20 protein-coding genes and 1 riboswitch are annotated in these 23097 nt (G+C 72.9%); of the genes, 13 read left to right on the top strand and 7 right to left on the bottom strand.

Annotated features, from left to right (window positions below; all coding sequences use genetic code 11):
* The first annotated feature begins 249 nt into the window (after nucleotides 1-249).
* Complete coding sequence (locus ACZ7EC_RS03565) at nucleotides 250-2031, top strand: M28 family peptidase (protein WP_471057245.1); 1782 nt, start codon at nucleotides 250-252, stop codon at nucleotides 2029-2031.
* Nucleotides 2032-2067: 36 nt separating this feature from the next.
* On the opposite strand, the gene ACZ7EC_RS03560 is transcribed toward ACZ7EC_RS03565, so the two are convergent.
* The 6 genes from ACZ7EC_RS03560 to ACZ7EC_RS03535 form a co-directional block, all read right to left on the bottom strand.
* Nucleotides 2068-3516: an amidase gene (locus tag ACZ7EC_RS03560; RefSeq protein ID WP_471057242.1), complete on the bottom strand. Its 1449-nt coding sequence runs from the start codon at nucleotides 3514-3516 to the stop codon at nucleotides 2068-2070.
* Nucleotides 3509-3721 (bottom strand): hypothetical protein, encoded by a 213-nt coding sequence (locus ACZ7EC_RS03555; protein WP_471057239.1) that lies wholly within the window; start codon nucleotides 3719-3721, stop codon nucleotides 3509-3511. The genes ACZ7EC_RS03560 and ACZ7EC_RS03555 overlap by 8 nt, the downstream gene beginning before the upstream one ends.
* On the bottom strand, nucleotides 3718-5043 hold the full coding sequence (locus ACZ7EC_RS03550; RefSeq protein WP_471057237.1) for an LLM class flavin-dependent oxidoreductase: 1326 nt from the start codon (nucleotides 5041-5043) through the stop codon (nucleotides 3718-3720). Before ACZ7EC_RS03550 ends, ACZ7EC_RS03555 begins: the two co-directional genes overlap by 4 nt.
* Before the next feature lie 4 nt (nucleotides 5044-5047).
* Nucleotides 5048-7072, bottom strand: coding sequence for an FAD/NAD(P)-binding protein (locus tag ACZ7EC_RS03545; protein ID WP_471057235.1), 2025 nt, complete (start codon nucleotides 7070-7072; stop codon nucleotides 5048-5050).
* An 18-nt stretch (nucleotides 7073-7090) separates the two neighbouring features.
* Nucleotides 7091-8281: a tRNA lysidine(34) synthetase gene (locus tag ACZ7EC_RS03540; protein WP_471057232.1), complete on the bottom strand. Its 1191-nt coding sequence runs from the start codon at nucleotides 8279-8281 to the stop codon at nucleotides 7091-7093.
* A gap of 151 nt (nucleotides 8282-8432) precedes the next feature.
* Nucleotides 8433-8645 carry a hypothetical protein gene (locus ACZ7EC_RS03535; protein ID WP_397982863.1) on the bottom strand — a complete coding sequence of 71 codons (213 nt, stop codon included), beginning with the start codon at nucleotides 8643-8645 and terminating at the stop codon, nucleotides 8433-8435.
* A 348-nt stretch (nucleotides 8646-8993) separates the two neighbouring features.
* Here ACZ7EC_RS03535 and ACZ7EC_RS03530 point away from each other — a divergent pair, with 348 nt between their 5' ends.
* From ACZ7EC_RS03530 to ACZ7EC_RS03515, 4 genes are all read left to right on the top strand, one after another.
* Nucleotides 8994-9983: a hypothetical protein gene (locus tag ACZ7EC_RS03530; protein ID WP_471057230.1), complete on the top strand. Its 990-nt coding sequence runs from the start codon at nucleotides 8994-8996 to the stop codon at nucleotides 9981-9983.
* Nucleotides 9980-10999 carry a hypothetical protein gene (locus ACZ7EC_RS03525; protein WP_471057227.1) on the top strand — a complete coding sequence of 340 codons (1020 nt, stop codon included), beginning with the start codon at nucleotides 9980-9982 and terminating at the stop codon, nucleotides 10997-10999. Before ACZ7EC_RS03530 ends, ACZ7EC_RS03525 begins: the two co-directional genes overlap by 4 nt.
* Before the next feature lie 351 nt (nucleotides 11000-11350).
* Nucleotides 11351-13411, top strand: coding sequence for a DEAD/DEAH box helicase (locus ACZ7EC_RS03520; protein ID WP_471057852.1), 2061 nt, complete (start codon nucleotides 11351-11353; stop codon nucleotides 13409-13411).
* A gap of 110 nt (nucleotides 13412-13521) precedes the next feature.
* A complete protein-coding gene (locus ACZ7EC_RS03515; RefSeq protein ID WP_471057225.1) occupies nucleotides 13522-14898 on the top strand; it encodes a cryptochrome/photolyase family protein in 1377 nt (458 codons plus the stop codon).
* 21 nt (nucleotides 14899-14919) lie between these two features.
* On the opposite strand, the gene ACZ7EC_RS03510 is transcribed toward ACZ7EC_RS03515, so the two are convergent.
* Nucleotides 14920-16350: an amino acid permease gene (locus tag ACZ7EC_RS03510; protein WP_471057223.1), complete on the bottom strand. Its 1431-nt coding sequence runs from the start codon at nucleotides 16348-16350 to the stop codon at nucleotides 14920-14922.
* 276 nt (nucleotides 16351-16626) lie between these two features.
* Here ACZ7EC_RS03510 and ACZ7EC_RS03505 point away from each other — a divergent pair, with 276 nt between their 5' ends.
* From ACZ7EC_RS03505 to ACZ7EC_RS03470, 8 genes are all read left to right on the top strand, one after another.
* Nucleotides 16627-18078 carry a purine-cytosine permease family protein gene (locus tag ACZ7EC_RS03505; protein ID WP_471057221.1) on the top strand — a complete coding sequence of 484 codons (1452 nt, stop codon included), beginning with the start codon at nucleotides 16627-16629 and terminating at the stop codon, nucleotides 18076-18078.
* A gap of 122 nt (nucleotides 18079-18200) precedes the next feature.
* Nucleotides 18201-18323, top strand: coding sequence for a putative leader peptide (locus ACZ7EC_RS03500; RefSeq protein ID WP_471057219.1), 123 nt, complete (start codon nucleotides 18201-18203; stop codon nucleotides 18321-18323).
* A gap of 121 nt (nucleotides 18324-18444) precedes the next feature.
* Nucleotides 18445-19335 carry a glutathione S-transferase C-terminal domain-containing protein gene (locus ACZ7EC_RS03495; protein ID WP_471057216.1) on the top strand — a complete coding sequence of 297 codons (891 nt, stop codon included), beginning with the start codon at nucleotides 18445-18447 and terminating at the stop codon, nucleotides 19333-19335.
* Between the two features lie 79 nt (nucleotides 19336-19414).
* Nucleotides 19415-19525: riboswitch (SAM riboswitch) on the top strand.
* 32 nt (nucleotides 19526-19557) lie between these two features.
* A complete protein-coding gene (locus ACZ7EC_RS03490; RefSeq protein WP_471057213.1) occupies nucleotides 19558-19707 on the top strand; it encodes a hypothetical protein in 150 nt (49 codons plus the stop codon).
* Between the two features lie 240 nt (nucleotides 19708-19947).
* The gene (locus tag ACZ7EC_RS03485; RefSeq protein ID WP_471057211.1) at nucleotides 19948-20928 is read left to right on the top strand and encodes an amino acid ABC transporter permease; all 981 of its coding nucleotides are present in this window, start codon (nucleotides 19948-19950) and stop codon (nucleotides 20926-20928) included.
* The gene (locus ACZ7EC_RS03480) at nucleotides 20925-21728 is read left to right on the top strand and encodes an amino acid ABC transporter ATP-binding protein (protein ID WP_471057209.1); all 804 of its coding nucleotides are present in this window, start codon (nucleotides 20925-20927) and stop codon (nucleotides 21726-21728) included. Before ACZ7EC_RS03485 ends, ACZ7EC_RS03480 begins: the two co-directional genes overlap by 4 nt.
* Nucleotides 21729-21781: 53 nt before the next feature.
* A complete protein-coding gene (locus ACZ7EC_RS03475) occupies nucleotides 21782-22801 on the top strand; it encodes a transporter substrate-binding domain-containing protein (RefSeq protein WP_471057206.1) in 1020 nt (339 codons plus the stop codon).
* Between the two features lie 125 nt (nucleotides 22802-22926).
* Nucleotides 22927-23049: a putative leader peptide gene (locus ACZ7EC_RS03470; protein WP_471057203.1), complete on the top strand. Its 123-nt coding sequence runs from the start codon at nucleotides 22927-22929 to the stop codon at nucleotides 23047-23049.
* Nucleotides 23050-23097: the final 48 nt, after the last annotated feature.

Below are 23097 nucleotides of genomic sequence, written 5' to 3'. Positions count from 1 at the left end.
AGTCAACAGTTCAACCACAGCAGGCGAGTTGGCGTTCCCGCAGGTGAACGGGGTTGCCGGCGAGGCGTTGCGGCTCTGTCGCCCGCTCGAAGAACGAGCACGACGTGAGACAAGTCCGCGATTGCCGAGCCGCCGTCGGCCTCTGTAAAGATGGGGGCGCCGGTATCCGAACCGATTTGCTCCGGAGTACCTTCCATGGGCTATTCACAGATTTCGGACGATTCTCTGGTCCGACGGCTCCTGCGCTCGGTGCCCACCGACGCCGTCATGGACCACGTCGAGCAGGTGAGCGCCCATGACCGCTACCAGGCTTCGCTCGGCCTGGAACGCGCCGCACAGCTGGTGGCCGAGTCCGCCACGGCGGCCGGGCTGGCCGACGTGGGCGTGCGGCGCTTCCCCGCCGACGGCGAGCCGCAGTGGTGGACCTTCCGCGCCCCGGTCTCCTGGACACCGCTCGACGCCCGCCTGACCGTGTTCGCCGGGTCGGACCCGGACACCCCCGTGGTGTTCCGGACGGACCACGCCGAGCAGCCCTTCACCGTGGCGACCTACTCCGCCGCCACCCCCGAGGGCGGGGCCGTCGCCCGGCTGGTCCCGGTCCGCGGGGACGATCCGGTCGGTGCCGCCGTGGCCGGGGCGATCGCGGTGGTGGACCGGGCGGCCTTCGTACGGGGCTCCCTGCTGGCCGAGCTGACCGCCGCGGGAGCGCTCGGGCTCCTCACCGACGCACCGTGGAAGGGCAGCGCGGCGGCACCGCACGTCGGCCGTATCGAACTCCCCCCGGACAGCGCCCTGTTCGGCTTCAGCCTCACCCCCGAGAGGTTCCGGCAGGCCAGTGCGGCCGCGGACCGGGGCGCGGTCGCCCACGCCGAGGTCACGGTGGACAGGACCGCCGCCATGCCCCTGGTGAGCGGCGTACTGCCGGGCGACGACGATGCGGGGGAGATCTGGCTCACCGCCCACCTGTGCCATCCGCGCCCCGGCTCCAACGACAACGCGTCCGGGGTGGCCGCGCTGCTCGGCATCGCCGCCACCCTGGCCCGGCTGCGGCGCGCGGACGCCCGGTACGGCGTCCGGCGCCCGATCAGGTTCTTCTGGGGCGCCGAGTTCCTCGGCAACGCGGCCGTCCTGCACGGGCGTTCACAGCCGGGCGGCGGCGCTCTGCCGGAGGCGCTGATCAACCTCGACATGGTCGGTGAGGACCAGGCGCTGTGCCGCTCGCCCTTCGTCGTCGAACGGCCGCCGGAGACCACGCCGACCCTGCTCGCGCCCCTTGCCGAGCACGTGGTGGAGCAGGTGTTCACGGCCACGGCCGACAGCCCCGGCACCTGGCAGCCGTCCCCGTTCCTCGGCTTCTCCGACCACGCGCTGTACGCCGACCCCTCGGTGGACCGGCCCGCCGTCCAGTTCTGCCACCCGGCCGACCGGTTCAACCACTCGGCCGGCGACTCCCCGGACAAGGTCTCCGCGATGGAGATGACGCGTTCCTGCGTGGCCGGCGCCGCGCTGGCCCACCTGCTCGCCTCGGACGGGCCCGACCCGGCGGCGCGGAGCGCGGTGGTGGAACGCTGGTGCCGGACCGAGCGGGAGGCGGTGGCCCGCCTGGTGCGGGACACCGGGGGCGCGGACGAGGACTGGTCCCGCGGTCTGGTGGACCATGTGACGCGCCGCGGCACGGCTCTGCGGGCGCTGGCCGCCGGAGCGCCGGTGGCCGAGGCGCGCCTGCTCGCCGGGCCGGGCCCCGCCGCGGCCGGCCCGCCGGTGCGCCGGAACTGGCCGGGGCCGCTCAATCTGCGGGCCATGCTGGGCGAACTCCCCGTCACCACACGGACGGTGCTCGGCGGGATGATCGCCGAGGACAAGCACCACCTGTCCGTACTCTTCAACCTCGCGATCCGGGCCGACGGCGCGCGCGACCGCCGGCGGATCGTCACCGAGACGTCGTACGGTCTGCGCCGCCCCCTGGACCCCGCCACCACGGACCGCCTCTTCGACGCGCTCCTGGAGTCGGGCTGGCTGACGGAGGGCTGACCTCCCGTCGCCGGCCGGGGCGCGGGCAGCCGCGGATCAGACCCCCGCTCCGTCCGCCGCCGCCCGTACGGTGAACCCGGCCGGCCGCTCGTCCGGGTGCCGGGTGATCTCCTCCACCGCCGAGCCCACCCGCAGCACCGTCACCTCGTCGAAGGGCCGGCCCGCGATCTGCATGCCCAGCGGCAGTCCGCTCGCGGAGCGGCCGGCGGGCAGGGCCAGGGCCGGGTGGCCGGTGACGTTGAAGGGGATGGTCTGCATGGCGGTCAGTTCCCGCGGCGGCGGCCAGTCGACCGGGAAGGCGTCCAGCCGGGGCGCCGGCGCGAGCCCGGTCGCGGTCACCCACACGTCGTACCGGTCGAAGACCGTGCGGCGCACGGCGTCGGCCAACTCCTGCCGGAGCCGGTGCGCCTGCACCAGGTCGGCCGCGCTCAGCCCCGCCGCCGGCGCGACCCGCTGGTAGGTGTACCGGCCGTAGGAGCCGGGCCGTTCCCGCAGATCGGCCTCGTGGATGGCGTACGCTTCGGCGGCCATGATGACCCGCCCGCACGCGTTGAACAGCCGGTACGGCGGAGGCTCCACCTCGTGGACGGTGGCCCCGCGCCGGGCCAGTTCCGCCAGCACCCGCTCGATGGCCGCCGTGACCTCCGGCGAGGTCGCCGGGTCGTCCCGGAACCAGCACGGCGAATAGGCGATGCGCAGCCCCCGCACCCCCTGCCCGAGACCCACCGTCAGGTCCGGCACCGGCCGCCGGACGCTGCCCGGATCACGCGGGTCGTACCCGGCGATGACCTGGGTGGCGAGCGCGGTGTCCTGCACGGTCCAGCCGAGCGGACCGATGTGGTCCAGCGCGTACGACAGCGGGAACGCGCCCCGCCGGGACACCAGGCCGTAGGTGGGTTTCAGGCCCACGGTGCCGCAGTGGCAGGCCGGGCCGCGCACCGATCCGCTGGTGTCGGAGCCGATGGCGATCCGCACCAGCCCCGCCGCCACGGCCGCACCGGCGCCCGAGGAGGACGCGCCGGTGAAGTGATCGGTGTGCCAGGGATTGCGCGCGGGCGGGAAGGGCAGTTCCGGGCTGGGGCCGCCGAGCGCGAACTCGTGCGTGGCCAGCTTGCCGACCAGGACCGCCCCGCCGGCCCGCAACCGCGCCTCGGCCTCGGCGTCCTCGTCCGGTATGTGCTCCGCCATGAGCCACGAGTGGCTGGTGGTACGGATTCCCCGTGTGTCGAAGATGTCCTTCAGGGCGTAGGGGATGCCGTGCAGCGGGCCCCGGTCGAGCCCGGCCGCCAGCTCGTGGTCGGCCCGGTCGGCGTCCTTGAGCGCCCGCTCCTCGGTCACGGTCACGAAGGCGTGCAGCACCGGGTTGGCCGCGGCGATCCGCGCCAGCGTGTGCCGGGTCAGTTCGGCCGAGGTCAGCCTGCCCGAACGCAGCCGCGCACCGGCCTCGGCGACGGAGAGTTCGTGCGGCTCGCGCGGTTCAGGCATCGTCGTCCTCCACGGTGAGGCGGTACACGGCCGACGGCTCGTGCCCGGCCGGACGACCGGGATCACGCAACAGGGCGGCGAACACCATGAGTTCCGCGTACGACGCGGCGGCCCCGGCCAGCCACTCGTCCGGCACCGCCAGCCCGGCCCGCTGTGCCACCTGGAGGAATTCCGCCACGCTCGCCCGGTCCTCGGGTCCTTTCACCGTCCCGGCCTCTGCAGTCCGAGGTGGTCGCGGAGCGTGGTGCCCTCGTACGCGCTGCGGAACAGCCCGCGCCGCCGCAACTCGGGCACCACCAGGTCGACGAAGTCGTCCAGTCCGTCGGGCAGGGACGGGGGCATCACGATGAAGCCGTCGACGGCACCGCTCTCGAACCAGTCCGCCAGGTCGTCCGCGATCGACTCGGCCGTGCCCACGACCTGCCGGTGGCCCCGCGAACCGGCCACCCGCTGGTACAGCTGCCGGATGCTCAGGCCCTCGTCGGCCGCCATCCGTACCAGCAGATCCCGCCTGCTCTGCCCGGAGTTGGAGGGCGGCAGCTGCGGCAGCGGACCGTCCAGGTCGCAGCCGGAGAGGTCCACGTGCCCCAGTTCGCTGGACAGCAGGTCGAGCCCCACCTCGGGCTGGATCAGCTGCCGCAGCCGCTCCGCCTTCGCCTCGGCCTCGGCCCGCGTACGGCCCACGAAGGGAAAGACTCCGGCCAGGACCTGCAGGGAGTCCGGGTCGCGGCCGTGCTTCTCGGCGCGTGCCCGGACGTCCTCGGTGAAGGCCTTCACGTCGTTCTTGTCGTGCTGCGCGGTGAACACCACGTCGGCGGTGGCGGCGGCCAGGTCACGGCCGGGCCCGGAGGAGCCCGCCTGGATCGTCACCGGGTGCCCCTGCGGAGTGCGCGGCATATTGAGCGGCCCGCGCACCGAGAAGTGCTCCCCGCGGTGTTCCAGGGGCCGGACGCCCTCCGGCTCGAAGAACAGGCCGGACTCCTTGTCACGGACCCAGGCGTCGTCGTCCCAGGTGTCCCACAGCCCCTTGACCACCTCGGCGAACTCCTGCGCCCGCCGGTAGCGGGCGTCGTGCTCGGGGTGCTGGGGCAGGCCGAAGTTGTGGGCCTCGAACGGGTTCTGGGACGTCACCAGGTTCCAGCCGGCCCGGCCCCCGCTGATGTGGTCCAAGGAGGCGATCATCCGGGCCGTGTGATACGGCTCGTTGTAGGTGGAGGAGACCGTGGCGGTCAGCCCGATCCGCTCGGTGACCGCGGCCAGGGCCCCCAGCAAGGTGAGCGGCTCGAACTGGGCGACGTACCGGATGGCGGTACGGCTCAGCTCCGACAGGTCCGCCCCGCGCATCGCGGAACTGTCCGGCAGGAAGAGGAAGTCCAGCGCACCGCGTTCCGCGGTCCGGGCGAGCTCGGCGTAGTGCGCGAAGTTCACACCCGCGTCGGCGGGCACCTCGGGGTGGCGCCAGGCCGCCACGTGATAGCCGGTCGGGTACAGGAAGGCGCCGAGCCTCATGTGGGAGTGCCGAGTCAACGCGTCAACCATCTCTCTGCATACGGGAACGGGGATCCTTCGGGCGGGGCATGCGCTGCGCCGCCTCCTCCGCCCAGTCCGCGGCCACCGAGAGGACCGAGCTGTTGGAATGGGGCCGGGCGGCGCTCTGCTGGAAGACCCGGAGCCCCTCGGCGGGCGCGCCGAGGAACGTGAGCCGGTCCTCGCCGGAACCGTCCGGGAGCACCGGGTGGAAGCGCTCGGTGAGGTCCAGCGCGCCCGGCACGAAGTCGTCGGCTTCGGACGGCCCCCGGTTGTGCCACAGCCGCACCAGACCGGCGTCCAGCAGGGACCGGTACAGCGGCAGCACGTCACGGCGGGGGTCGAACGGATGGACCCGGCCCTCGACCACGGTGTCCACCGTCCGCACGACCCCCGTCCGGCCGCCCGTCACGGTGAATCCGCCGGTGGCGCCGTCCCCGGCCGGGCGCACCGCCGGCTCCGGCCCCACGGACAGGTCGAGCAGTCCGGCGTCGAGGAGGGCCAGCACCTTGCGCATGGGCTCGAGACCCGCGCCGTTGGAGAGGCGGTTGTAGTGGCGCAGGTGGACGCGGACGAAGCGGCGGTGCGAATCGGGGGTCAGCCCGCCGAAGTCCACCGCCTCGCCGAAGACGGCCCGCAGGTCGCGCCAGACTCCGTCGCAGGCCGCCTTCGCGGCGTTGCGCAGATTCCCCTCCAGCGCGTCGAGGTGATCGCGGCGCAGGTGGTCGGCGCTGCGCCGGGCCCAGTCCGCACCGTCGTCGTCACGCCGGGCCGAGGACGCGGGCAGCGGGTCGAGCAGCGCCCGCCAGTCGAACCGGCCGGGCTCCGCCGCGCCGAGCGGGGCCTCCAGAGCCGCGATCAGCGCGTCCGCGCCCGCCTCACCCCACGGCCCCCGCCCGGCCAGGAAGTCCCGGTGCGCCGGCTCCACCGCCGCGCGCAGCCGCCGTACGGCCGTCTCGTCCCGCAGGGTGCGGTGGTGCACCCAGGCCATCTCCAGCGCGACGAGCGGGAACAGGTGCCGGTCGAAGTCGAGCTGCCGGCGCCCCTCGGGCACGGGTGTGCCGACCCGTGAGCGCAGGGTGCGCACCGCCTCGACGGTGAAGAACTCCCCGGTGTGCTCCAGCAGGGCCGGATCGGCCACCTTGCCGTTGAGCGGCCGGCCCGAGACGGGCACCCCGCTCGGGCTGACGGCGACGATCACCGACGGCTCACGGCCGGCCGGCAGGTACCGCAGGCCGTGCGGGGCCGCGTCCGCGTCGGCGACGAAGGTGCCGCCGCGGCCCTCGGTCAGCTGGAGGAAGACGTCGATGGCGGTGAGCCCGAGTCCGCGCACCGCCACGGGCCGGCCGGGCGGCACCGCGGACTCGGCCAGCCGCTCGGCCAGAGGGTAGGGGGTGGGCACATAGCCCCGGCGGGCGGCGAGCAGTTCCTCCTCGCTGCCCGGCGCCGGCGTGTTCCAGGAGTGCCCGGTGACGAACAGGATCTCGTCGGCGACGACGTCACCGCCGTCGGCGGCCCGGACCAGGAACCTCCCGGCACCGGCCCGTTCGCCGGCACCGGTGCGGCGGACGCCGGTCACCTCGGTCTCCCGCACGTCCACGGTGACACCGGCCACCTCGCGCAGCCGGTCCGCGTAGGACTGGAACATCTCGCGCAGGGCCAGCCCGTGGACGTACCGCTTGGGCACCTCGTGCGGGCGCAGGTCGAAGTCGGGGTGGCCGGTGGCGGCGTACCGTTCGGCGCACCACTCCTGGAAGGTGGGCCGCAGCGTGCCCGGCAGCAGCTTGCGCGGCGGGTTGCTCGACTCGTCCGGGGCGAAGGCGATCTGTCCGGCCACCCGGTTGAGGTAGCCGGTCGGGGGCTGTGCGTCGCTGTGGACCTCGCCCGCGCCCGGCCTGCCGCCCCGCTCGAAGACCACGATCCGCACCGGTTCGGCCGGCGGCGCGTCCGGCAGCACGGCCGCCAGATGCGCCATGGCGTACGTGCACATCGGGCCGCCGCCGACCACGACCACACAGTGCGCGGTCATGCCCACCTCCCCCGCCCGTCAGCCCGCGGTGGGCTGTGCGCCGCTGAGCATCTTCTGGAACCTGCGCAGCAGCGGGAAGGGCACCGTGCGCTCGACGTGGAAGCCGAGCTGCTCGTTGTAGGTGTACTCGACCGGGTCCTTCATGCTCAGCTGGGACAGACCGCGCGCCACCTGCTCCAGGTAGCCGGGGAACTGGGACTGCAGCGCGTAGACGACGCTGTAGTACAGGTTCCGGCCGAGGGAGAAGCAGGGGTAGCGGGCGTCGTAGTTCTCCAGCGAGAACTTCGGGAAGCAGCCGTCGATGATGCGCTTGGGGCACAGCCACAGCGGCAGCACGAGCGTCGTCTCGCCGATCTGCCGGGCCGGGAACGCGGCCGGCTTGAGACCGGTGGTGACCCGGTAGAGGTTCTCGCAGACGATGTCCTCGAGGTTCACGCCGGTGGCGATGTACGGGGTACCGATGTCGCGGGCGGCCTTGGAGAGCGCGAGCCGGATCAACAGCGTGCCGAGGAACTCGAAGTCGTCGCCCTGGAATTCGCGCTCGAACCGGTCGATCAGGTCGACGGAGTCCGCCGGAATACCCAGGAGCTGCTTGACCTCGTCCGCCTCGACGACGGTGAGTTCCAGGCCGTACTTCTCGCACAGGGCCTGCGCCCGCGGCACGCCCGCGTCCCAGTCCGGAATGCCCTTGAGGATGACCGGATGAACGGTGATGCCGTGGTCGGAGAGCTGGCTCAGGCCGTACAGCAGGGCGTTGCTGTCACCGCCGCCGCTGACGCCGACGACCAGGTCCGCGCCCTGCGGAAGGTGTTCGCGGATGGTGTCGCCGACCCGGTCGGCGATGATCTGCCGGCACTCCTCGGGGCTCAGCTTCTTCAGGAAGGATTCCGCCGTCCCGGACTCGTTGTCGAGCCGCTGGTAAACGTATTCGGTGGCCTCCGCTCCCGGATTGTCACTCTCGATGGTCTTGAAGTCCTCGATCGAGAAATTGAACGGATTGACGTTCCGGTTGAAGTACAGCAGAATTTCGGAGGCGTCCTCGAATTCGGCCAGGGTGCGGTCGAGCGAGGGCGAAAGGCGCGGGTCGCCGCCGGATTCCGGCAGCACATAGGCCGCGACCGCGGACCACGGGACCCGGTTCCGGTTGAGGATGTCGATGAGGCGCTCGTCGGCCGAGCCGTTCAGCTGCTGCCGACCATGCGAGGTCACAACGGAAACCGTGGGGAGTGCGCGGGACGAGGTGTCGGTCATGACCTTTTCCTCCGACGTCGAATGTGATGGTTGAAAGGAGGAGGGCGAGTGGCCCCGGAAAAACGCCGGGCGGGCGCCGACCGAAAGGACGGGCCCACCCGGCTGGGTGTTACTGGGCGCCGGTCTCGCAGCTCGCGCCGGTGATGACCTCGAGGCCGTGCTTCGAGGCGGGCACGAAGGAACCGGCGGCACGGAAGGCCTCCAGCTCACGGATGCCCAGGACGGCGCGCCCGGCGGCAACACCGGAAGGAATGAGCTCGACAACCTCATTCTTCAGGTTGAAGTTGCTGCTCTGCACAGCGGTGGAAACAGCTTCGCGCATGTCGACCACCCTCCTTTATCGGTTGAGTGCGGGAAGGGCTTCCCACAGCCCGGAGATTAGCCGGACGGTGACCGCGACCGTCAAGGACGACCAGGGTGACCCCTATTCGGATCACCCCCGGCCCTCCTTTACCGAACCACTCCGAGCATGTTCTAAACCTGTCCGTGTTGACCCGTAAACGCCCCTTCTGTCGGGGAGTGTGCGGCGCGTACCGGACGGTATTTGTCTCAGGTGGGCTGCCGGGCCGGGGGAATTAAAAAAGCACGTCTCATGTGATCCGGTCTCGGAATGCGGAGCTGCTAGCATCCCCCCGTACCAGCAAACGGAACCGTCACGGGGGAAGGCCTCATGGCAACGCTCGACTGGTCGGCGCTGACCCGCAGCCAGACGAAGAGGAATCTGTACGCCCGAGAGACGTACTTCCGCGAGGGGCTGAGCGACGCCGAGGAGGTCCTCGCCGAACGGCTGCCCGCCGCCCTGCGCGACGGCGCCCTGCTGATGCTCAAGCCGGACGGCCTGGCCGCGGGCCGGCTGATCTCCGTCCTCGACTACCTGGGCGAGCACGGATTCACCGTGACCGCCGCCCGCGAGTTCCACTTCCAGCCCTTCCACTGGCGGGAGTTGTGGCGCTACCAGCTCACGTCGGCCACGCTGGACCGGCTGGCCGTCAACGAGTTGCTCCTCGGTGCGGGCCCGGCCCTCCTCCTGCTGCTGCGCAGCGAGCCCGGACATCCGCTCCCCGGCACCGTGCGGCTGTCCACGCTCAAGGGCTCCGCCACCCTGGAGGCGCAGCGGCCGGGCACCCTGCGCGCGCTGCTCGGCCAGCCCAACCGCGTCCTCAGCTACGTCCACGTCGCCGACGAGCCCGCGGACCTCCTGCGTGAGCTCGGCCTGCTCGTCGACGCCGCCGGCCGCCGCGCACTACTGGACAGCCTGGCCGCCGGTGCCCCCACCGCACAGGACCAGGCCGTCCTGGACCGCGCGAGGGAGAACTACGCCGCCCCCAGCCGGTCCCTGGCGCTCGCCGACGTACTGGACCGGGTGACCCGTGCGGTGGAGGCCGCCGGCCCCGGCCCCGCGGCGGACGCCGCGCGGCACCGGCTGGCGCGCATGGCGCGGGGCGAGCGCGTCGAGTGGCGGCCCTTCCTCGCGGACCTCGCGGCGGCCGGCGCGCACCCCGACCGCTGGGACCTGGCCGCGCTGGGCACCTATGTCATCGAGTACGACGAGCCCGGTCACCCGAAGATGCTGACCAACCCTGATCCCCAGTCGTGGGTATCCGCCCCGCAGCCGCACGTGAGCGCCGGCGGCCAGAGCCGGCAGAGGGAGAACGTATGACCAGCGCACCCGTCGCCCGCGACAGCCGGATGCCGGACGCGGAGGTGTGGCGTTCACTGACCGTGTCGTCCACCAAGACCGAACTGTTCGCGGAGGACCTCTACTTCCGCGAGTGCTGGTCGGACGCCCTCGACGTCCTCGGTGCTCCGGCGGGTGCCACCGGCGCCGCCCCGGCGGTCGGGACCGGCCGGGACCGGGCCGCGGCCGATGCGCTGGCCCCGCTCGGCCTGCTGAGCTTCAAGTGCGACGGCATGGCCGGGCGCCGGGCCGAGCGGACCCTGCGCTACCTCGCCGACCAGGGGTTCAGCATCCTCGCCAGCGCGCCCATCCGGCACAACCGGCACTCGATGCGCGAGCTGTGGCGCTACAACTGGCACGTCTACACCACCGACCGGCTCGCGCTCATGACGCTCATGCACAGCGTCACCGACTCGGTGCTGCTGATCGTGCGGGACGACCGCGGCGACGCCGCGGTGCCCGGCTCGGTCCGGCTGGCCGACCTCAAGGGCTCGGCCGACCCCGAGGCCCGCGGCCCCGAGCACCTGCGGACCGTCCTCGACCCGCCCAACAAGATCATCAATTTTGTGCACGTCGCCGACGAGCCGGCCGACATCGTCCGGGAGATCGGTATCTTCCTCGACCGGCCCGAACGCCGGGCCCTGCTCGCCGAGGTCCGGGCGGCCGACGCGGAGGCGGCCACCCGGCGGGCCTACGCGGAAGTGGCCCGGCTGGAGGACCGGCTCCCGGCGAGCGACTTCGACCTGGAGGCCGCGCTCAAGCGGGTCGAGCCGGCCGCCGGGCCGGACGCCCTCGCCCGTCTCCGCTTCGCCGTCTCCGGCGGCACGCGGCTGAGCTGGGACGAGCTGTGCACGCTGCTCGATCCGGCCGACCCGGCGGTCGAGGTCTGGGACTTCGTCCGTATCGCCACCGAGGTACTCGACGCCGACCGTCCGGCCTCGGCGGACTTGCTGCCGCCCAGCTCCGCCGCCGAGTGGCGGGCGTCCGCCGGCCGATGAGTCCCCGTTCCGGTGTTCGTGCGCCTGGACCTGCCGTGTCCGGGAGCACGCCGGTGTGACGATCCGGACCCGGCCGTCGAGCGGCAGGTGCTCGACGGCCGGGACCGGTAACGGGACGGCGTCCTCGCCCCGACCTCCCCACCTGGTCCCGACCTCCACATCCCCCGTCGTATGGGAATCTTTTATGTTCCCGGAGGCGCGTGCGTCCGGTGGCGAGGAGTGGGGGCGGGACGGGTGGCGTACGAGGGGCGGGAGGCGGTTGCCGGCGGGGCGCGGCTGTACGCGGCGGCGCAGGCCGTGGCCGGTGATCATGCCAGGGCCGTCGACGCGGTGCGCGCCGCGCTGAAGCCGATGCACGACGCGGCGGTCACCAAGGAGCTGGACGGCATACCCGTCGCCCGGCTGCAGGATGTCACCGAGGGCCGGCTGCGGCTGGGGAACGTCGACAAGAGCGGGCTGCGCACGGTCGGCCAGGTCCTCGCGGCCGGCCCCTACCGGCTGCGGCAGATCCCCGGCGTCGGACAGCGCACCGTCGACCAGATGCTCGCCGCCGCCCGGCGGCTGGCCGAGGCCGTGCACGAGACTGTGGCCGTCCATATCGACGTCGACCACCCGGATCCGGCGACCACCGCCCTGGTCCAGGCCCTGCACGTCCTGGTGGAAGCGGGTCCGGCGGCCCGGCGCACGGTGGACGAGGCCGCGGCCCTCGCGCAGCGCCTCGGCCCGCTGCTGACCGACGCGAAGCCCGCCACCGGACGGTTCAGGATGCTGCTCGCCGGGCGGGAGAAGCGGGCGCGTGCCCTGACCGCGCTCGCCGGGATCCGCTCCCTGGTGGCCGAGGCTCAGCAGGCGGGGCTGCCCGAGGCGCTGGCCCAGACCTCGGTGGACCTGCTGCGCGGAGCCTCGTCCGACATCGCCGCGTGGGTGGACTTCGAACTCCGCTCCGCCGAGTACTACGGCCTGCTCGCCGAGGTCTCCGGCCGGCAGCCCGACGCGGCCGCCGCCGAGGGCTTCCTGCCGGACGAGGTCGCCGAGCGGGTGCGCACCCAGCACCTCGCCGAGACGCACCGGCGGGTCTCCCTGCGCGGCTACCAGGCGTTCGGCGCGCGCTTCGTGCTCGCCCAGCGCAAGGTGATCCTCGGCGACGAGATGGGCCTCGGCAAGACCATCCAGGCGATCGCCGTACTGGCGCACCTCGCGGCGGAGGGCCGCAGCCACTTCATGGTCGTCTGCCCGGCGAGCGTCCTCGTCAACTGGACCCGCGAGATCGAGGCCCGCAGCGCGCTGCGCGTCTCGGTGCTGCACGGGCCCGACCGGCACGAGGCGTTCGCCGACTGGCAGGGCCGCGGCGGGGTCGCGGTGACCACGTTCGACGCCCTGCGCGGATTCCCGCCGCCGGGCGGCGGGGAGGTCGGACTCCTCGTCGTGGACGAGGCGCACTGCGTGAAGAACCCGAAGGCCAAGCGCTCCCAGGCCGTGGCCGGGTGGGCGGAGCACTGCGAGCGCGCGCTGTTCATGACGGGAACTCCCATGGAGAACAGGGTCGTCGAGTTCCGCAACCTCGTCGGCATGCTGCACCGCGGGATAGCGGACTCCCTGGGCGAGGGGGACGCGCCGGCCGGATCGGTGGCCTTCCGCAAGGCCGTCGCCCCGGTCTATCTGCGGCGCAACCAGACGGACGTGCTCACCGAACTGCCCAGCCTCCAGCAGACCGACGAGTGGGAGGAACTCAGCGCCTCGGACGAGGAGGCGTACCGGGAAGCCGTACGCGAGGGCAACTTCATGGCCATGCGCCGGGCCGCCTATGCGCGCCCCGAGAAATCGGCCAAGCTGGGCCGGCTCCGGGAGATCGTCCGGGAGGCCGGCGAGAACGGGCAGAAGACCGTCGTCTTCTCCTACTTCAAGGACGTGCTGGGCGTGGTCCGGGACGAACTCGCCGACCACAGCGCCCTGTTCGGGCCGCTCACCGGAAGCGTCCCGGCCGCGCGGCGCCAGCAGCTGGTGGACGACTTCGCCGCCGCCGCGGGCCCCGCGGTGCTCCTCGCGCAGATCCAGGCGGCCGGGGTCGGCCTCAACATGCAGGCCGCCTCCGTCGTCGTCATCTGCGAACCCCAGCTCAAGCCGACCATCGAGCAGCAGGCGGTGGGCCGGGCGCACCGCATGGGGCAGGTCAGGCCCGTACGGGTGTACCGGCTGCTCGCCACCGGGGGCGTGGACGAACGCCTGGTGAGGATGCTGGCGGCCAAGACCCGCCTCTTCGACGCCTACGCGCGCCGCAGCGCCGTGGCCGAGTCCACGCCGGACGCGGTCGACGTGTCCGACACCGAGCTGGCCCGCCGGATCGTCGAGGAGGAACAGGCACGGCTGGGCGTGGTGGTGGCGGAGGAGAGTCCGCTGCAACCCAGCGAATGACAGGGGCGGCCGGATCCGGACCACCCCCGCGCCGCCCCGAACCCATATCCACCCCGCCGCGCCGCCCGGCCGCCCCGCCGCCCCCGACAACCGGAAATAGGCTGACCGGCATGTCCGTCTCGGTCGTTCTGTTCACATCCGACCTGCGCCTGCACGACCATCCGCCGCTCCGCGCGGCGCTGGCGGGCGGCGGCGAGGTCGTCCCGCTGTTCGTCCGCGACCCCGCCGTGGCGGCGGCCGGGTTCGCCGCCCCGAACCGCACCGCCTTCCTCGCCGACTGCCTGGCCGACCTGGACGCGTCCCTGCGCGAGCGCGGCGGCCGGCTCGTGGTGCGCTCCGGGGACCTGGTGGCGCGTGTGTGCGCCGTCGCGGCGGAGGCGGACGCCGACGAGGTGCACCTGGCCGCCGCGCACAGCGCCTTCGCCACCCGGCGGGAGGACCGGCTGCGGCGGGCGCTGGAGGCCGCGGGGCGGCGGCTGCTCGTGCACGACGCGGTGACCGTGGCCGTGCCGCCCGGCGAGGTGACCCCGGCCGGTTCGGATCACTTCGCGGTCTTCACGCCGTACCACCGCCGCTGGGCGCAGGCCGGGCTGCGCGCGCCGCTGGCCGCCCCGCGCCGGGTGCCCGTGCCGGACGCGGTGCGGGGCGAGCCGCTGCCCGCCCGCGAGGACGTCACCGGCGTCTCGCCCGCCCTGCCGGCCGGTGGCGAACGCGAGGGCCGCAAGCGGATGAGCGCCTACTGGCGCACCGGCCTGGACGCCTACGACGACATCCGCGACGACCTGGCCGCCGACGCCACCTCCCGGCTCTCCGCGCATCTGCACTTCGGCACCCTGTCCCCGGTGGAGCTGGTCCAGCGGGCCCGCCGCCACGGCGGTCCGGGTGCCGAGTCGCTGGTACGGCAGCTCGCGTGGCGCGACTTCCACCGCCAGGTCCTCGCCGCCCGCCCGCAGGCCGCCCGCGCCGACTACCGCACCAAGGGCGACCGCTGGCGCACGGAGCGTACCGCGCGCGCCGACATCGAGGCGTGGCGTACGGGCCGTACCGGCTACCCGGTGATCGACGCGGCGATGCGGCAGCTGCGGCACGAGGGCTGGATGCACAACCGGGCCCGGCTGCTGACCGCGTCGTTCCTGACCAAGACGCTCTACGTGGACTGGCGGATCGGCGCCGCCCACTTCCTGCACTGGCTGGTCGACGGCGACATCGCCAACAACCAGCTCAACTGGCAGTGGGTGGCCGGCACCGGCACCGACACCCGCCCCAACCGGGTCCTCAACCCGGTCGCGCAGGGCAGGCGCCACGACCCCGACGGCGGCTATGTGCGCCGCTGGGTGCCCGAGCTGGCGGGCGTCGCCGCCCGGTTCGCGCACGAGCCGTGGAAGCTGCCCGGCGCGGAGCGGGCCGCGCTGGACTACCCGGACCCGGTGGTCGACCTCTCCGCGGGCCTGGAGCGGTTCCGTGCCGCCCGCGACCGGCGGAGGTGACCGCGTTTCCGGCCGGGCGCGCTACTCGGCGGGCTGTTCGGCGGCGGGCTCGGCCGCCCCCGGCCGGGCCCGCCGGGCGGTCATCACCGCGTAGACGAGGACGCCCGCGAAGAGGAACAGCGCGCCCTGGTACACCGCCGCGTAGCCCGCGCCCGCCATCAGCCAGATCGAGAAGGCGGCCGCCACCGAGGTGACCACCGCGTCCCGCACCAGCCGGCCCCGGTCCACCGAGTCGGCGCGGCCGGAGACGAGGTGGAAGATCTGCGCGGCGGTGGCCAGCAGATAGGGGACGGTCGCGGTGAAGGTCGTGACGAGGACCAGGACCTCGAAGACCCTGCCGGAGCCGGAGAGGTAGTTGTAGGCGGTCAGCAGGGACGCCAGGACCACGGTGACGGCGACGCCGGTCGTCGGCACGCCCCGGCGGCGCCGGGTGAAGGCGGCCGGGAAGAGTCCGTCGCGCGCGGCGGCGTACGGGGTCTGGGCGCTGAGCAGCGTCCAGCCGTTCAGGCAGCCGACCATCGACACCAGGGCGGCGAGTGCCACCGCCCAGCCGCCCCAGCTGCCGCCGAACATCGCGTTCACGGCGTCCGAGAAGGGCGCGGTGGAGTGGACCAGGCGCTGGTGCGCGACCGTACCGAACACGGAGAGCGTGCCCAGCAGGTACACCAGCGCGGCGCCCGCGGTGCCGATCACGGTGGCCCGGCCCACATTGCGCCGGGCGTTCCTGACCTCACCGGCGCTGACCGCGGCGGACTCCACCCCGAGGTAGGAGAAGAGGAGCAGCGCGGCGGAGGCGGACACCGCGCCGATCGCCCCCTGGCCGCTGGAGTTGAAGGGGCCGAGCCGGGAGGGGTCGAAGAAGAACAGCCCGCCGACCGCCACGAGCAGCAGCGGCACGAACTTCAGCACCGTGGAGACCAGCTGTACGGCGCCCACGTAGCGGGTGCCGGCGAAGTTGGCGAGCGCGGGCAGCCACTGGATGACCAGCGCGGCCAGGCACGCGGTCCAGCGGTGTCCGCTCACCGGGATCAGCACGTCCAGATAGCCGACGGCGGCCACGGCGAGCGCGGCGTTCGACACCCAGGTGGTGATCCAGTACGACCAGGCCGCGAGGAAGCCCGCGAAGTCGCCGAAGGCCCCGCGGGCGTAGACGTACGGGCCGCCGGTGCGCGGGTCGCGCGCGGCGAGCCTGCCGAAGGTCAGCGCGAGGGCGATCGCGCCGACGGTCAGCACACCGAAGGCGACCAGGCTGACCGTGCCGTAGGGGGCGATGGAGGCGGGCAGCAGGAAGATGCCACCGCCGATGATGTTGCCCATGACCAGCGCGGTGGCCACGGGCAGGCCGAACCGGCGCGCGTGCCGGCTGGACGGCCCCTGAGGGTCCCCGACGGGGGCCGCAGGGGTCTCCGGGGGGGCCGGAGCCGGCAGGGGAGCGGTTCCGGTGACGTGCATGGGTGGTGCGCCTCTCATCAAGCCGACGTTCCGGGATCGCCGGAACTCAGCCATGGTCGGCGATGCCCCTACCTGTCGCAAAATCGCCGTTTCTTGTCTCGTCCGGGCATTCCGCGCACGTAAATAGTGAGCCGGAGGGCCGCTCGGACCGCGATATCTCCGGCACCGCCGTGCCCGCCGTGATCTTTCGGGGTGTGTCGGTGTCCGTGGTCTCGTCACCCGGCCCGCGCCGGTGCACCATGTGATCCGAGTGACGGAACGGGCTCGGGAGGCGGCATGAGCGAGTCGGCGCAGGGCAGGGTGTCCGGGATCGAGGTCCGGTCCATCGACTACGTCCCGCTGAACGAGCGGCACGGCAAGTTGTGGCACCTGGGGCCGCTGTGGTTCATGTCCAACGCCCAGCTCGCCACCCTGGCCGTCGGACTGATCAGCATCACCGGCGGCGGCAACCTCGTCTGGTCGCTGCTGGCCATCATCGCCGGAACCGTCCTCGGCACCTTCTTCATGGCCTTCCACTCCGCCCAGGGCCCCCAGCTGGGCCTGCCGCAGATGATCCAGTCGCGGCCGCAGTTCGGCTATGTCGGCGCCCTCCTGGTGTGGCTGTTCGCCTATGTGCAGTACGCCGGGTTCAACGTCTTCAACAGCATCCTCGCCGCCGACGCCCTGCACAGCACGCTGCACGGCGGGGTGAAACCCTGGGTCCTCGCGGTCACCGTCGTCGCGCTCGTCATCGCCCTGGTGGGCTACGACATCATCCACAAGGCGGAGCGGGTGCTGACGTACGTCTTCCTGGTCGTCTTCGGGGTCTTCACCGTCGGCATCCTGCTCACCCTGCACTACCCGGCCGGCTCCTTCGACCTCGGCGCCTTCAAGTGGACGCCGTTCCTCGCCCAGTTCGGCGTGGTCGCCGGCTACCAGATCAGCTGGGCCATCTACGTCTCGGACTACTCCCGCTACCTGCCGCCGGACGTCACCGTCCGCAAGACCTTCTACTGGACCTACTTCGGCTCCGCGCTCGGCGGCATCTGGATGATGGTCCTCGGCACCCTGCTCGCGGCCTGGGCGGGCGCGCACTTCGAGACCATCACCGCGATCAACGCCGCCGGCGACAAGGTCTTCGACGGCTTCGGCGCGATCGTGCTGCTCTTTGCCGCCCTCGGCCTTGTCTCCGTCACCGCGCTGAACATGTACGGCGGCTCGCTGACCCTCATCAGCGCCATCGACTCCGTACGACGGGTGCGGCCGACGCTCTCCGTGCGGCTGCTGACCCTCGCCCTCACCGCCGCGCTCTCCGTGATCGGCGCCCTCGCCGCCACCGCGCACTTCCTCGCCGACTTCAACGACTTCCTGCTGCTGGTCCTCTACCTGTTCATCCCGTGGACCGCGGTCAACCTCATGGACTACTACGTGGTGCGCCGCGGCCACTACGCGGTCGCCGAGATCTTCAACCCCCACGGCATCTACGGCCGCTGGGGCTGGCAGGGCATCATCTCCTACCTGGCCGGCTTCGCGGTCATGGTCCCGTTCTTCTCCGTCGGCACCCTGTACGTGGGCCCCGCCGCGAAGGCGCTCGGCGGCGCGGACATCTCCCTGTTCATCGGGCTGCCCGTCTCCGCCCTCCTGTACTGGTGGCTGACCCGCTCCCTCGACGTCGAGGCGGAGGCGCGGCTGGCACGGGCGGAGGCGGAGGAGCTGGAACGGGCCGCCCACGAGCACCGGGAGCCCTGAGGGCGGGGGCCGGGGCGCGTTCTCACCGGTCCGCGTCCCCAGCGGTGGACACCCCCTTGACGCCGGGCCGAGGGGGGATCGAGACTTCCCGGCAAGGAATCCTAGTGAACAGGTAGGGAACCATGGCGCGCCTCGAAGCGGTCACCGGCCGAGCAGGCCGGACGCCGACGCGCACCCCGCTGCTCACCTCCCGCCGGCACATCGACCTGCTGCGCGTCGCCAGCGCCATCGCCGCGCCGCGCTGATCCGCCGCACGCCACGACCGTGCCGCGCCGACCCGCCGTCCCACGCTCCGCGCCCTCGCGGCCACCTCCGACGGCTCCCGCCGACGCGCCCTCGCACGCCCACCGACTCTGGGGGAGACGCATGTCCATCACTCCGCTCGCCGCCGTCCCGCCCGCCCACCGCGCCGCCGCGCCCGCCTTCCGCGGCCGGCTCGGCCGGGACGCGCGCAGCGGCCACTACGCCGTGCCCCACCGCTACCGCCTGCATCTGTCCACCGCCTGTCCCGACGGACTGCGGCTCGCCGTCGGCCACGGACTCCTCGGCCTGGACGACAGCTGTCCGGTCACCTTCCTGCCCGCCGTCCCGGACGGCCACGACGGCGGCCACACCGAGCTGCGCCCCCTGTACGAGGCCAGCGCGCACCACTACCGGGGACCGGCGCTCGCGCCGGTGCTCAGCGACGACTGGTCCGGACGCATCGTCAGCACCCACGCCCGCGACATCCTGCGCGACCTGGACCTCTTCCCGCGCACCGACCGGCATCCCCTGTTCCCGTCCGGCCTGGAGTCCGTGATCGAGGCCGTCGAGCGGATGTGCGCCGAGGGCATCGAGGAGGCCGCCCAGCGCGCCGGCCGCGCCGGTGCCGGACCGGCGGAGCGGGCCGCCGCGCTCGATGCGCTGCTGGACACCCTGGGCCGCCTGGAGCGGCGGCTGGCGGGAGAGGAGTACCTGACCGGCGACAGGATCACCGCCGCCGACGTCGAACTGTGGGTGTCCCTGGTGCAGTTGGACCTGGTGCACCGCTGCCACCTCGACGCCTCCGCCGTGCAGCGCATCGCCGGACACCGGGCCCTGTGGGCCTACGCCCGCCGGCTCGCCGCCCACCCCGCCTTCGGCCGCCCCCTCGACCCCGAGGGCATCGCGCGCCGCCACCAGGGCCGCTGCCGGGGCCTGGAGGCCGCCGGAGCCGCCGTCCAGATCCTGGACTGGGCGGCCCACAGCACCGGCTCGCCGGGCGCTTCCCGCAGGTGAGACCGGCTCCGCGGAGGTCCATCTGACGGACGGACGTTGACATTCGCGGCTCCGGATGGATTACTTGCGGCTCAGATGCGGTCAAGAGCGTCAGCGCCAAGCCCTGGCTCGCTGACCGGCAACCCTCGCGACGCGGTGGGGTGCCCCAGGTGACGACCGGACCGGACGACGACTTCGGTAAGCGCGAGGCCCCGCGGGGCCAGGACAGTGACAGGTGACGCCATGTACGCAGCCTTCCGGACGGCCCTGAGCCGCCCCCAGGGCTGCGTACCCGCGCGCGCCGCCCTGATCGCGGACCGCGCCGTCGACCTGCTGCGCGTCAGCAGCGCGCTGTGTACCGCGCCGGGCGCGGCCCGCGGCTGCCGGAGCTGACCTCCGCCTTCCCGCCCCGGCGGACGTAGCCCCGCACACTGGGCCCGCTACCCGCGCGGGTCCGTGTGCCCGCCGGGCTCCCGGACCGGACCGACTCCGCCGCCGTTACCGCGCGTTGTGACGCCCCCCGTGTGCCCCGAGCCGCGCGGCGGGCGCCGCGCCCGGTCCGCCGTACCCCGGACACCCGCTCTCCACCCCCCCGCTCCTCCCGTCACGCCCCGCCCTCCGCCGGAGCCCGCCATGAGCCAATCCCCAGGCGCCGCCGTCTCGTTCGCCGAGGCGCCGCCCGCCGCAGAGCCGCCGAAGCCCCTGACCGCGCAGCGAGTCCAGCCGCTGCGCCGACCCGGCCGGTGGATCGCCACCGCCGCCGTCCTGGTGGTCGTCGCGCAGATCGCGCACGGCCTGGCCACCAACCCCTTCTACCAGTGGGACCGCTTCCGCTACTGGTTCCTGCGGCCCACCGTCCTCGACGGCCTCCTCGTCACCCTCGAAGTCGCCGCCCTGAGCGCCCTGTCGGGGTTGCTCGGCGGCGTCCTGCTGGCTCTCGCACGGCAGTCCGGCAGCCCGGTGCTGCGCGCCGTCAGCTGGACCTACACCTGGCTGTTCCGCTCGGTACCGCTGATCGTCGTACTGATCTTTCTCTACAACTTCTCCGCCCTGTACAAGACGGTGAGCCTCGGCATCCCCTTCGGGCCCGCCTTCGTCACTTTCGACGAGTCGAAGCTCGCCACCGACATGACGGTCGCCGTCATCGGGCTCGGCCTCAACGAGGCGGCGTACGCGGCCGAAGTGGTCCGCGGCGGGCTGCTCTCCGTCGACCAGGGCCAACACGAGGCGGCGGCCGCGCTCGGGTTGCCCAAGGGCTACCAGTTCACCCGGATCGTGCTGCCGCAGGCGCTGCGCTCCATCACGCCCAACTACGTCAACCAGCTGATCGGCCTGGTCAAGAGCACGTCCCTGGTGTTCTACGTGTCGCTGCTCGACCTGTTCGGCTCCGTGCAGACCATGGGCAGCACCTACCCCGGCGACATCGTGCCGCTGCTGCTGGTCGCCACCGTCTGGTACCTGATCCTGACCAGCGCCGTCTCCGTCGTCCAGTTCTACGTCGAGCGGTACTTCGCGCGGGGAGCCACCCGCACCCTGCCGCCGACCCCGCTCCAGAAGGCACGCGCCGGCCTGACCGGCCTGCGGGCCCGGCTGCGCAGGGAGGCCGCCGTATGACCGCCACCGCCCCCACGGCCCCCACCGCCCCCGAGCCGGCCCCGGCCGCGCTGGAGGTGCACGACGTCCACAAGTGGTACGGCACCCACCGCGTCCTGGACGGCATCGACCTGACCGTGCGCCCCGGCGAGGTCACCGTCGTCATCGGGCCCTCCGGCTCCGGCAAGTCCACGCTGCTGCGGGTCATCAACCACCTGGAGAAGCCAGAGATCGGCCATGTCAGCGTCGGCGGCGAACTCATCGGCGTCCGGCGCGCGGGCGGCCGGCTCAAGGAACTCGGCGAGCGCGCGATCCTGGCCCAGCGCGGCCGGATCGGCTTCGTCTTCCAGAACTTCAACCTCTTCCCGCATCTGACCGTCCTCGACAACGTGGCCGCCGCGCCCGTCGCCACCGGCCGCCTCGGCAAGGCCGAAGCACGGGAATTCGCAAGGGAGTTGCTCGCGCGGGTCGGCCTGGGCGAGCGCACCGGCGCCTACCCGCGCCAGCTCTCCGGCGGCCAGCAGCAGCGGGTCGCCATCGCCCGCGCCCTCGCGCTGCGCCCCGGCATCATCCTCTTCGACGAGCCGACCTCCGCGCTCGACCCGGAACTCGTCGGCGAGGTCCTCTCCGTCATCAAGGACCTCGCCACCAGCGGCACCACCCTGGTCATCGTCACCCACGAGATCGGCTTCGCCCGCGAGGTCGCCGACCGCATCGTCTTCATCGACGGCGGCCGGATCGTCGAACAGGGCCCGCCCGCCGAGGTGCTCGACCGCCCCCGGCACCCCCGCACCCGTGACTTCCTCGCCAAGGTCCTGTGAACCAGCGCCCCTTCATTCCCCAGCAGACGCACCATCGAACGACAAGGACAGCCATGCCCAGCCACCCCACCCGACGCAGCCTGACACGCGCGCTGTCCGCGGCCACCGCGGTCGCCTCCCTCGCGGTCGCCCTCACCGCCTGCGGCGGGAACAGCGACGCGGCCACCACGACCGACGCCGCCGGCACGGTGACCGTGGGCCGGGTCTCCAACGGCGCCGCCAGACAGACCGAGTTGAAGGTCCCCGAGGTCAAGTCGCTCAACGCCGAACTGCCCGCCGCCGTCCGCAAGAGCGGCACCCTGGACATCGTCGTGGGCGCGCTGCCCGACGGCTTCCCGCCGCTCGCCTACATCGGCGGCGACCAGAAGACCCTCACCGGCGCCGAACCCGACTTCGGCCGCCTGGTCGCCGCGGTTCTCGGCCTCAAGCCCCGGCTGTCCAACGCCACCTGGGAGAACATGTTCGTCGCCATCGACAGCGGCAAGGCCGACGTCGGCTTCGCGAACATCACCGACACCGAGGAACGCAAGAAGAAGTACGACTTCGCCTCGTACCGCAAGGACAACGTGGGCTTCGAGGTGCTGAAGAAAAGCACCTGGAATTTCGGCGGGAACTACGAGAACCTCGCCGGGAAGACCGTCGCCGTCGACAACGGCACCAACCAGGAGAAGATCCTCCTGGAGTGGCAGACCAAGCTCAGGGCCGAGGGCAAGACCCTCACCGTCAAGCACTACGCCAGCAAGAACGCCACCTACCTGGCGCTGACCGGCGGCCGGATCGACGCCTACTTCGCGGCGAACCCCGGCGTCGCCTACCACGTCACCCAGACCGCGAAGTCCCCGGAGCCCACCCGCAGCGCGGGCACCTACTCCGGGGCGGGCGCGAGCCTCCAGGGGCTGATCGCGGCCACCACGAAGAAGAACAGCGGCCTGGCCAAGCCCATCGCGGACGCCGTCAACCACCTGATCGAGAACGGGCAGTACGCGAAATGGCTGGCCGCCTACAACCTCTCCGACGAGGCCGTGGCGACGTCTCGGGTCAACCCGCCCGGACTGCCGCTCAGCGATTCCTGAGCCCCCGAGGGCGACATCTCCGCCACCGGGAACACCCTCCGGAGCCGGGGCGTTGTGACTCGTGACGAAGCAGGCGCGGGCGCCGCTCAGGCGGCCCCCGAGCACGGCGGACGGAGGTGGCGGTCATGACCGGGGACCCGAGGCACCTCCCGTGTGCGCGCGTCCTGCGGACCGCCCGTTCCGCCGTGCTGCACTCCCGGCCCCACATCGACCTCCAGCGCGTGGCCGGCGCGCTCTGTCGCCCCTGACGCTTCCCCCTGCCCGGCCCCCGCGCGGCCGCGCGGACACCCCGCCGC

The organism is Streptomyces sp. NPDC037203 (assembly GCF_055605065.1).
The sequence above is the reverse complement of the archived record's forward strand: the minus strand, read 5'-3'. Positions and strand labels throughout refer to the sequence as shown.

Excerpts from the sequence above, each read along its gene's own strand:
- ACZ7EC_RS03495 (WP_471057216.1), top strand. The coding sequence starts at position 18,445 with ATGTCCATCACTCCGCTCGCCGCCGTCCCGCCCGCCCACCGCGCCGCC.
- ACZ7EC_RS03515 (WP_471057225.1), top strand. The coding sequence starts at position 13,522 with ATGTCCGTCTCGGTCGTTCTGTTCACATCCGACCTGCGCCTGCACGAC.
- ACZ7EC_RS03510 (WP_471057223.1), bottom strand. The coding sequence starts at position 16,350 with ATGCACGTCACCGGAACCGCTCCCCTGCCGGCTCCGGCCCCCCCGGAG.
- ACZ7EC_RS03485 (WP_471057211.1), top strand. The coding sequence starts at position 19,948 with ATGAGCCAATCCCCAGGCGCCGCCGTCTCGTTCGCCGAGGCGCCGCCC.
- ACZ7EC_RS03500 (WP_471057219.1), top strand. The coding sequence starts at position 18,201 with ATGGCGCGCCTCGAAGCGGTCACCGGCCGAGCAGGCCGGACGCCGACG.
- ACZ7EC_RS03530 (WP_471057230.1), top strand. The coding sequence starts at position 8,994 with ATGGCAACGCTCGACTGGTCGGCGCTGACCCGCAGCCAGACGAAGAGG.
- ACZ7EC_RS03525 (WP_471057227.1), top strand. The coding sequence starts at position 9,980 with ATGACCAGCGCACCCGTCGCCCGCGACAGCCGGATGCCGGACGCGGAG.
- ACZ7EC_RS03545 (WP_471057235.1), bottom strand. The coding sequence starts at position 7,072 with ATGACCGCGCACTGTGTGGTCGTGGTCGGCGGCGGCCCGATGTGCACG.
- ACZ7EC_RS03520 (WP_471057852.1), top strand. The coding sequence starts at position 11,351 with ATGCACGACGCGGCGGTCACCAAGGAGCTGGACGGCATACCCGTCGCC.
- ACZ7EC_RS03480 (WP_471057209.1), top strand. The coding sequence starts at position 20,925 with ATGACCGCCACCGCCCCCACGGCCCCCACCGCCCCCGAGCCGGCCCCG.
- ACZ7EC_RS03470 (WP_471057203.1), top strand. The coding sequence starts at position 22,927 with ATGACCGGGGACCCGAGGCACCTCCCGTGTGCGCGCGTCCTGCGGACC.
- ACZ7EC_RS03560 (WP_471057242.1), bottom strand. The coding sequence starts at position 3,516 with ATGCCTGAACCGCGCGAGCCGCACGAACTCTCCGTCGCCGAGGCCGGT.
- ACZ7EC_RS03535 (WP_397982863.1), bottom strand. The coding sequence starts at position 8,645 with ATGCGCGAAGCTGTTTCCACCGCTGTGCAGAGCAGCAACTTCAACCTG.
- ACZ7EC_RS03475 (WP_471057206.1), top strand. The coding sequence starts at position 21,782 with ATGCCCAGCCACCCCACCCGACGCAGCCTGACACGCGCGCTGTCCGCG.
- ACZ7EC_RS03490 (WP_471057213.1), top strand. The coding sequence starts at position 19,558 with ATGTACGCAGCCTTCCGGACGGCCCTGAGCCGCCCCCAGGGCTGCGTA.
- ACZ7EC_RS03505 (WP_471057221.1), top strand. The coding sequence starts at position 16,627 with ATGAGCGAGTCGGCGCAGGGCAGGGTGTCCGGGATCGAGGTCCGGTCC.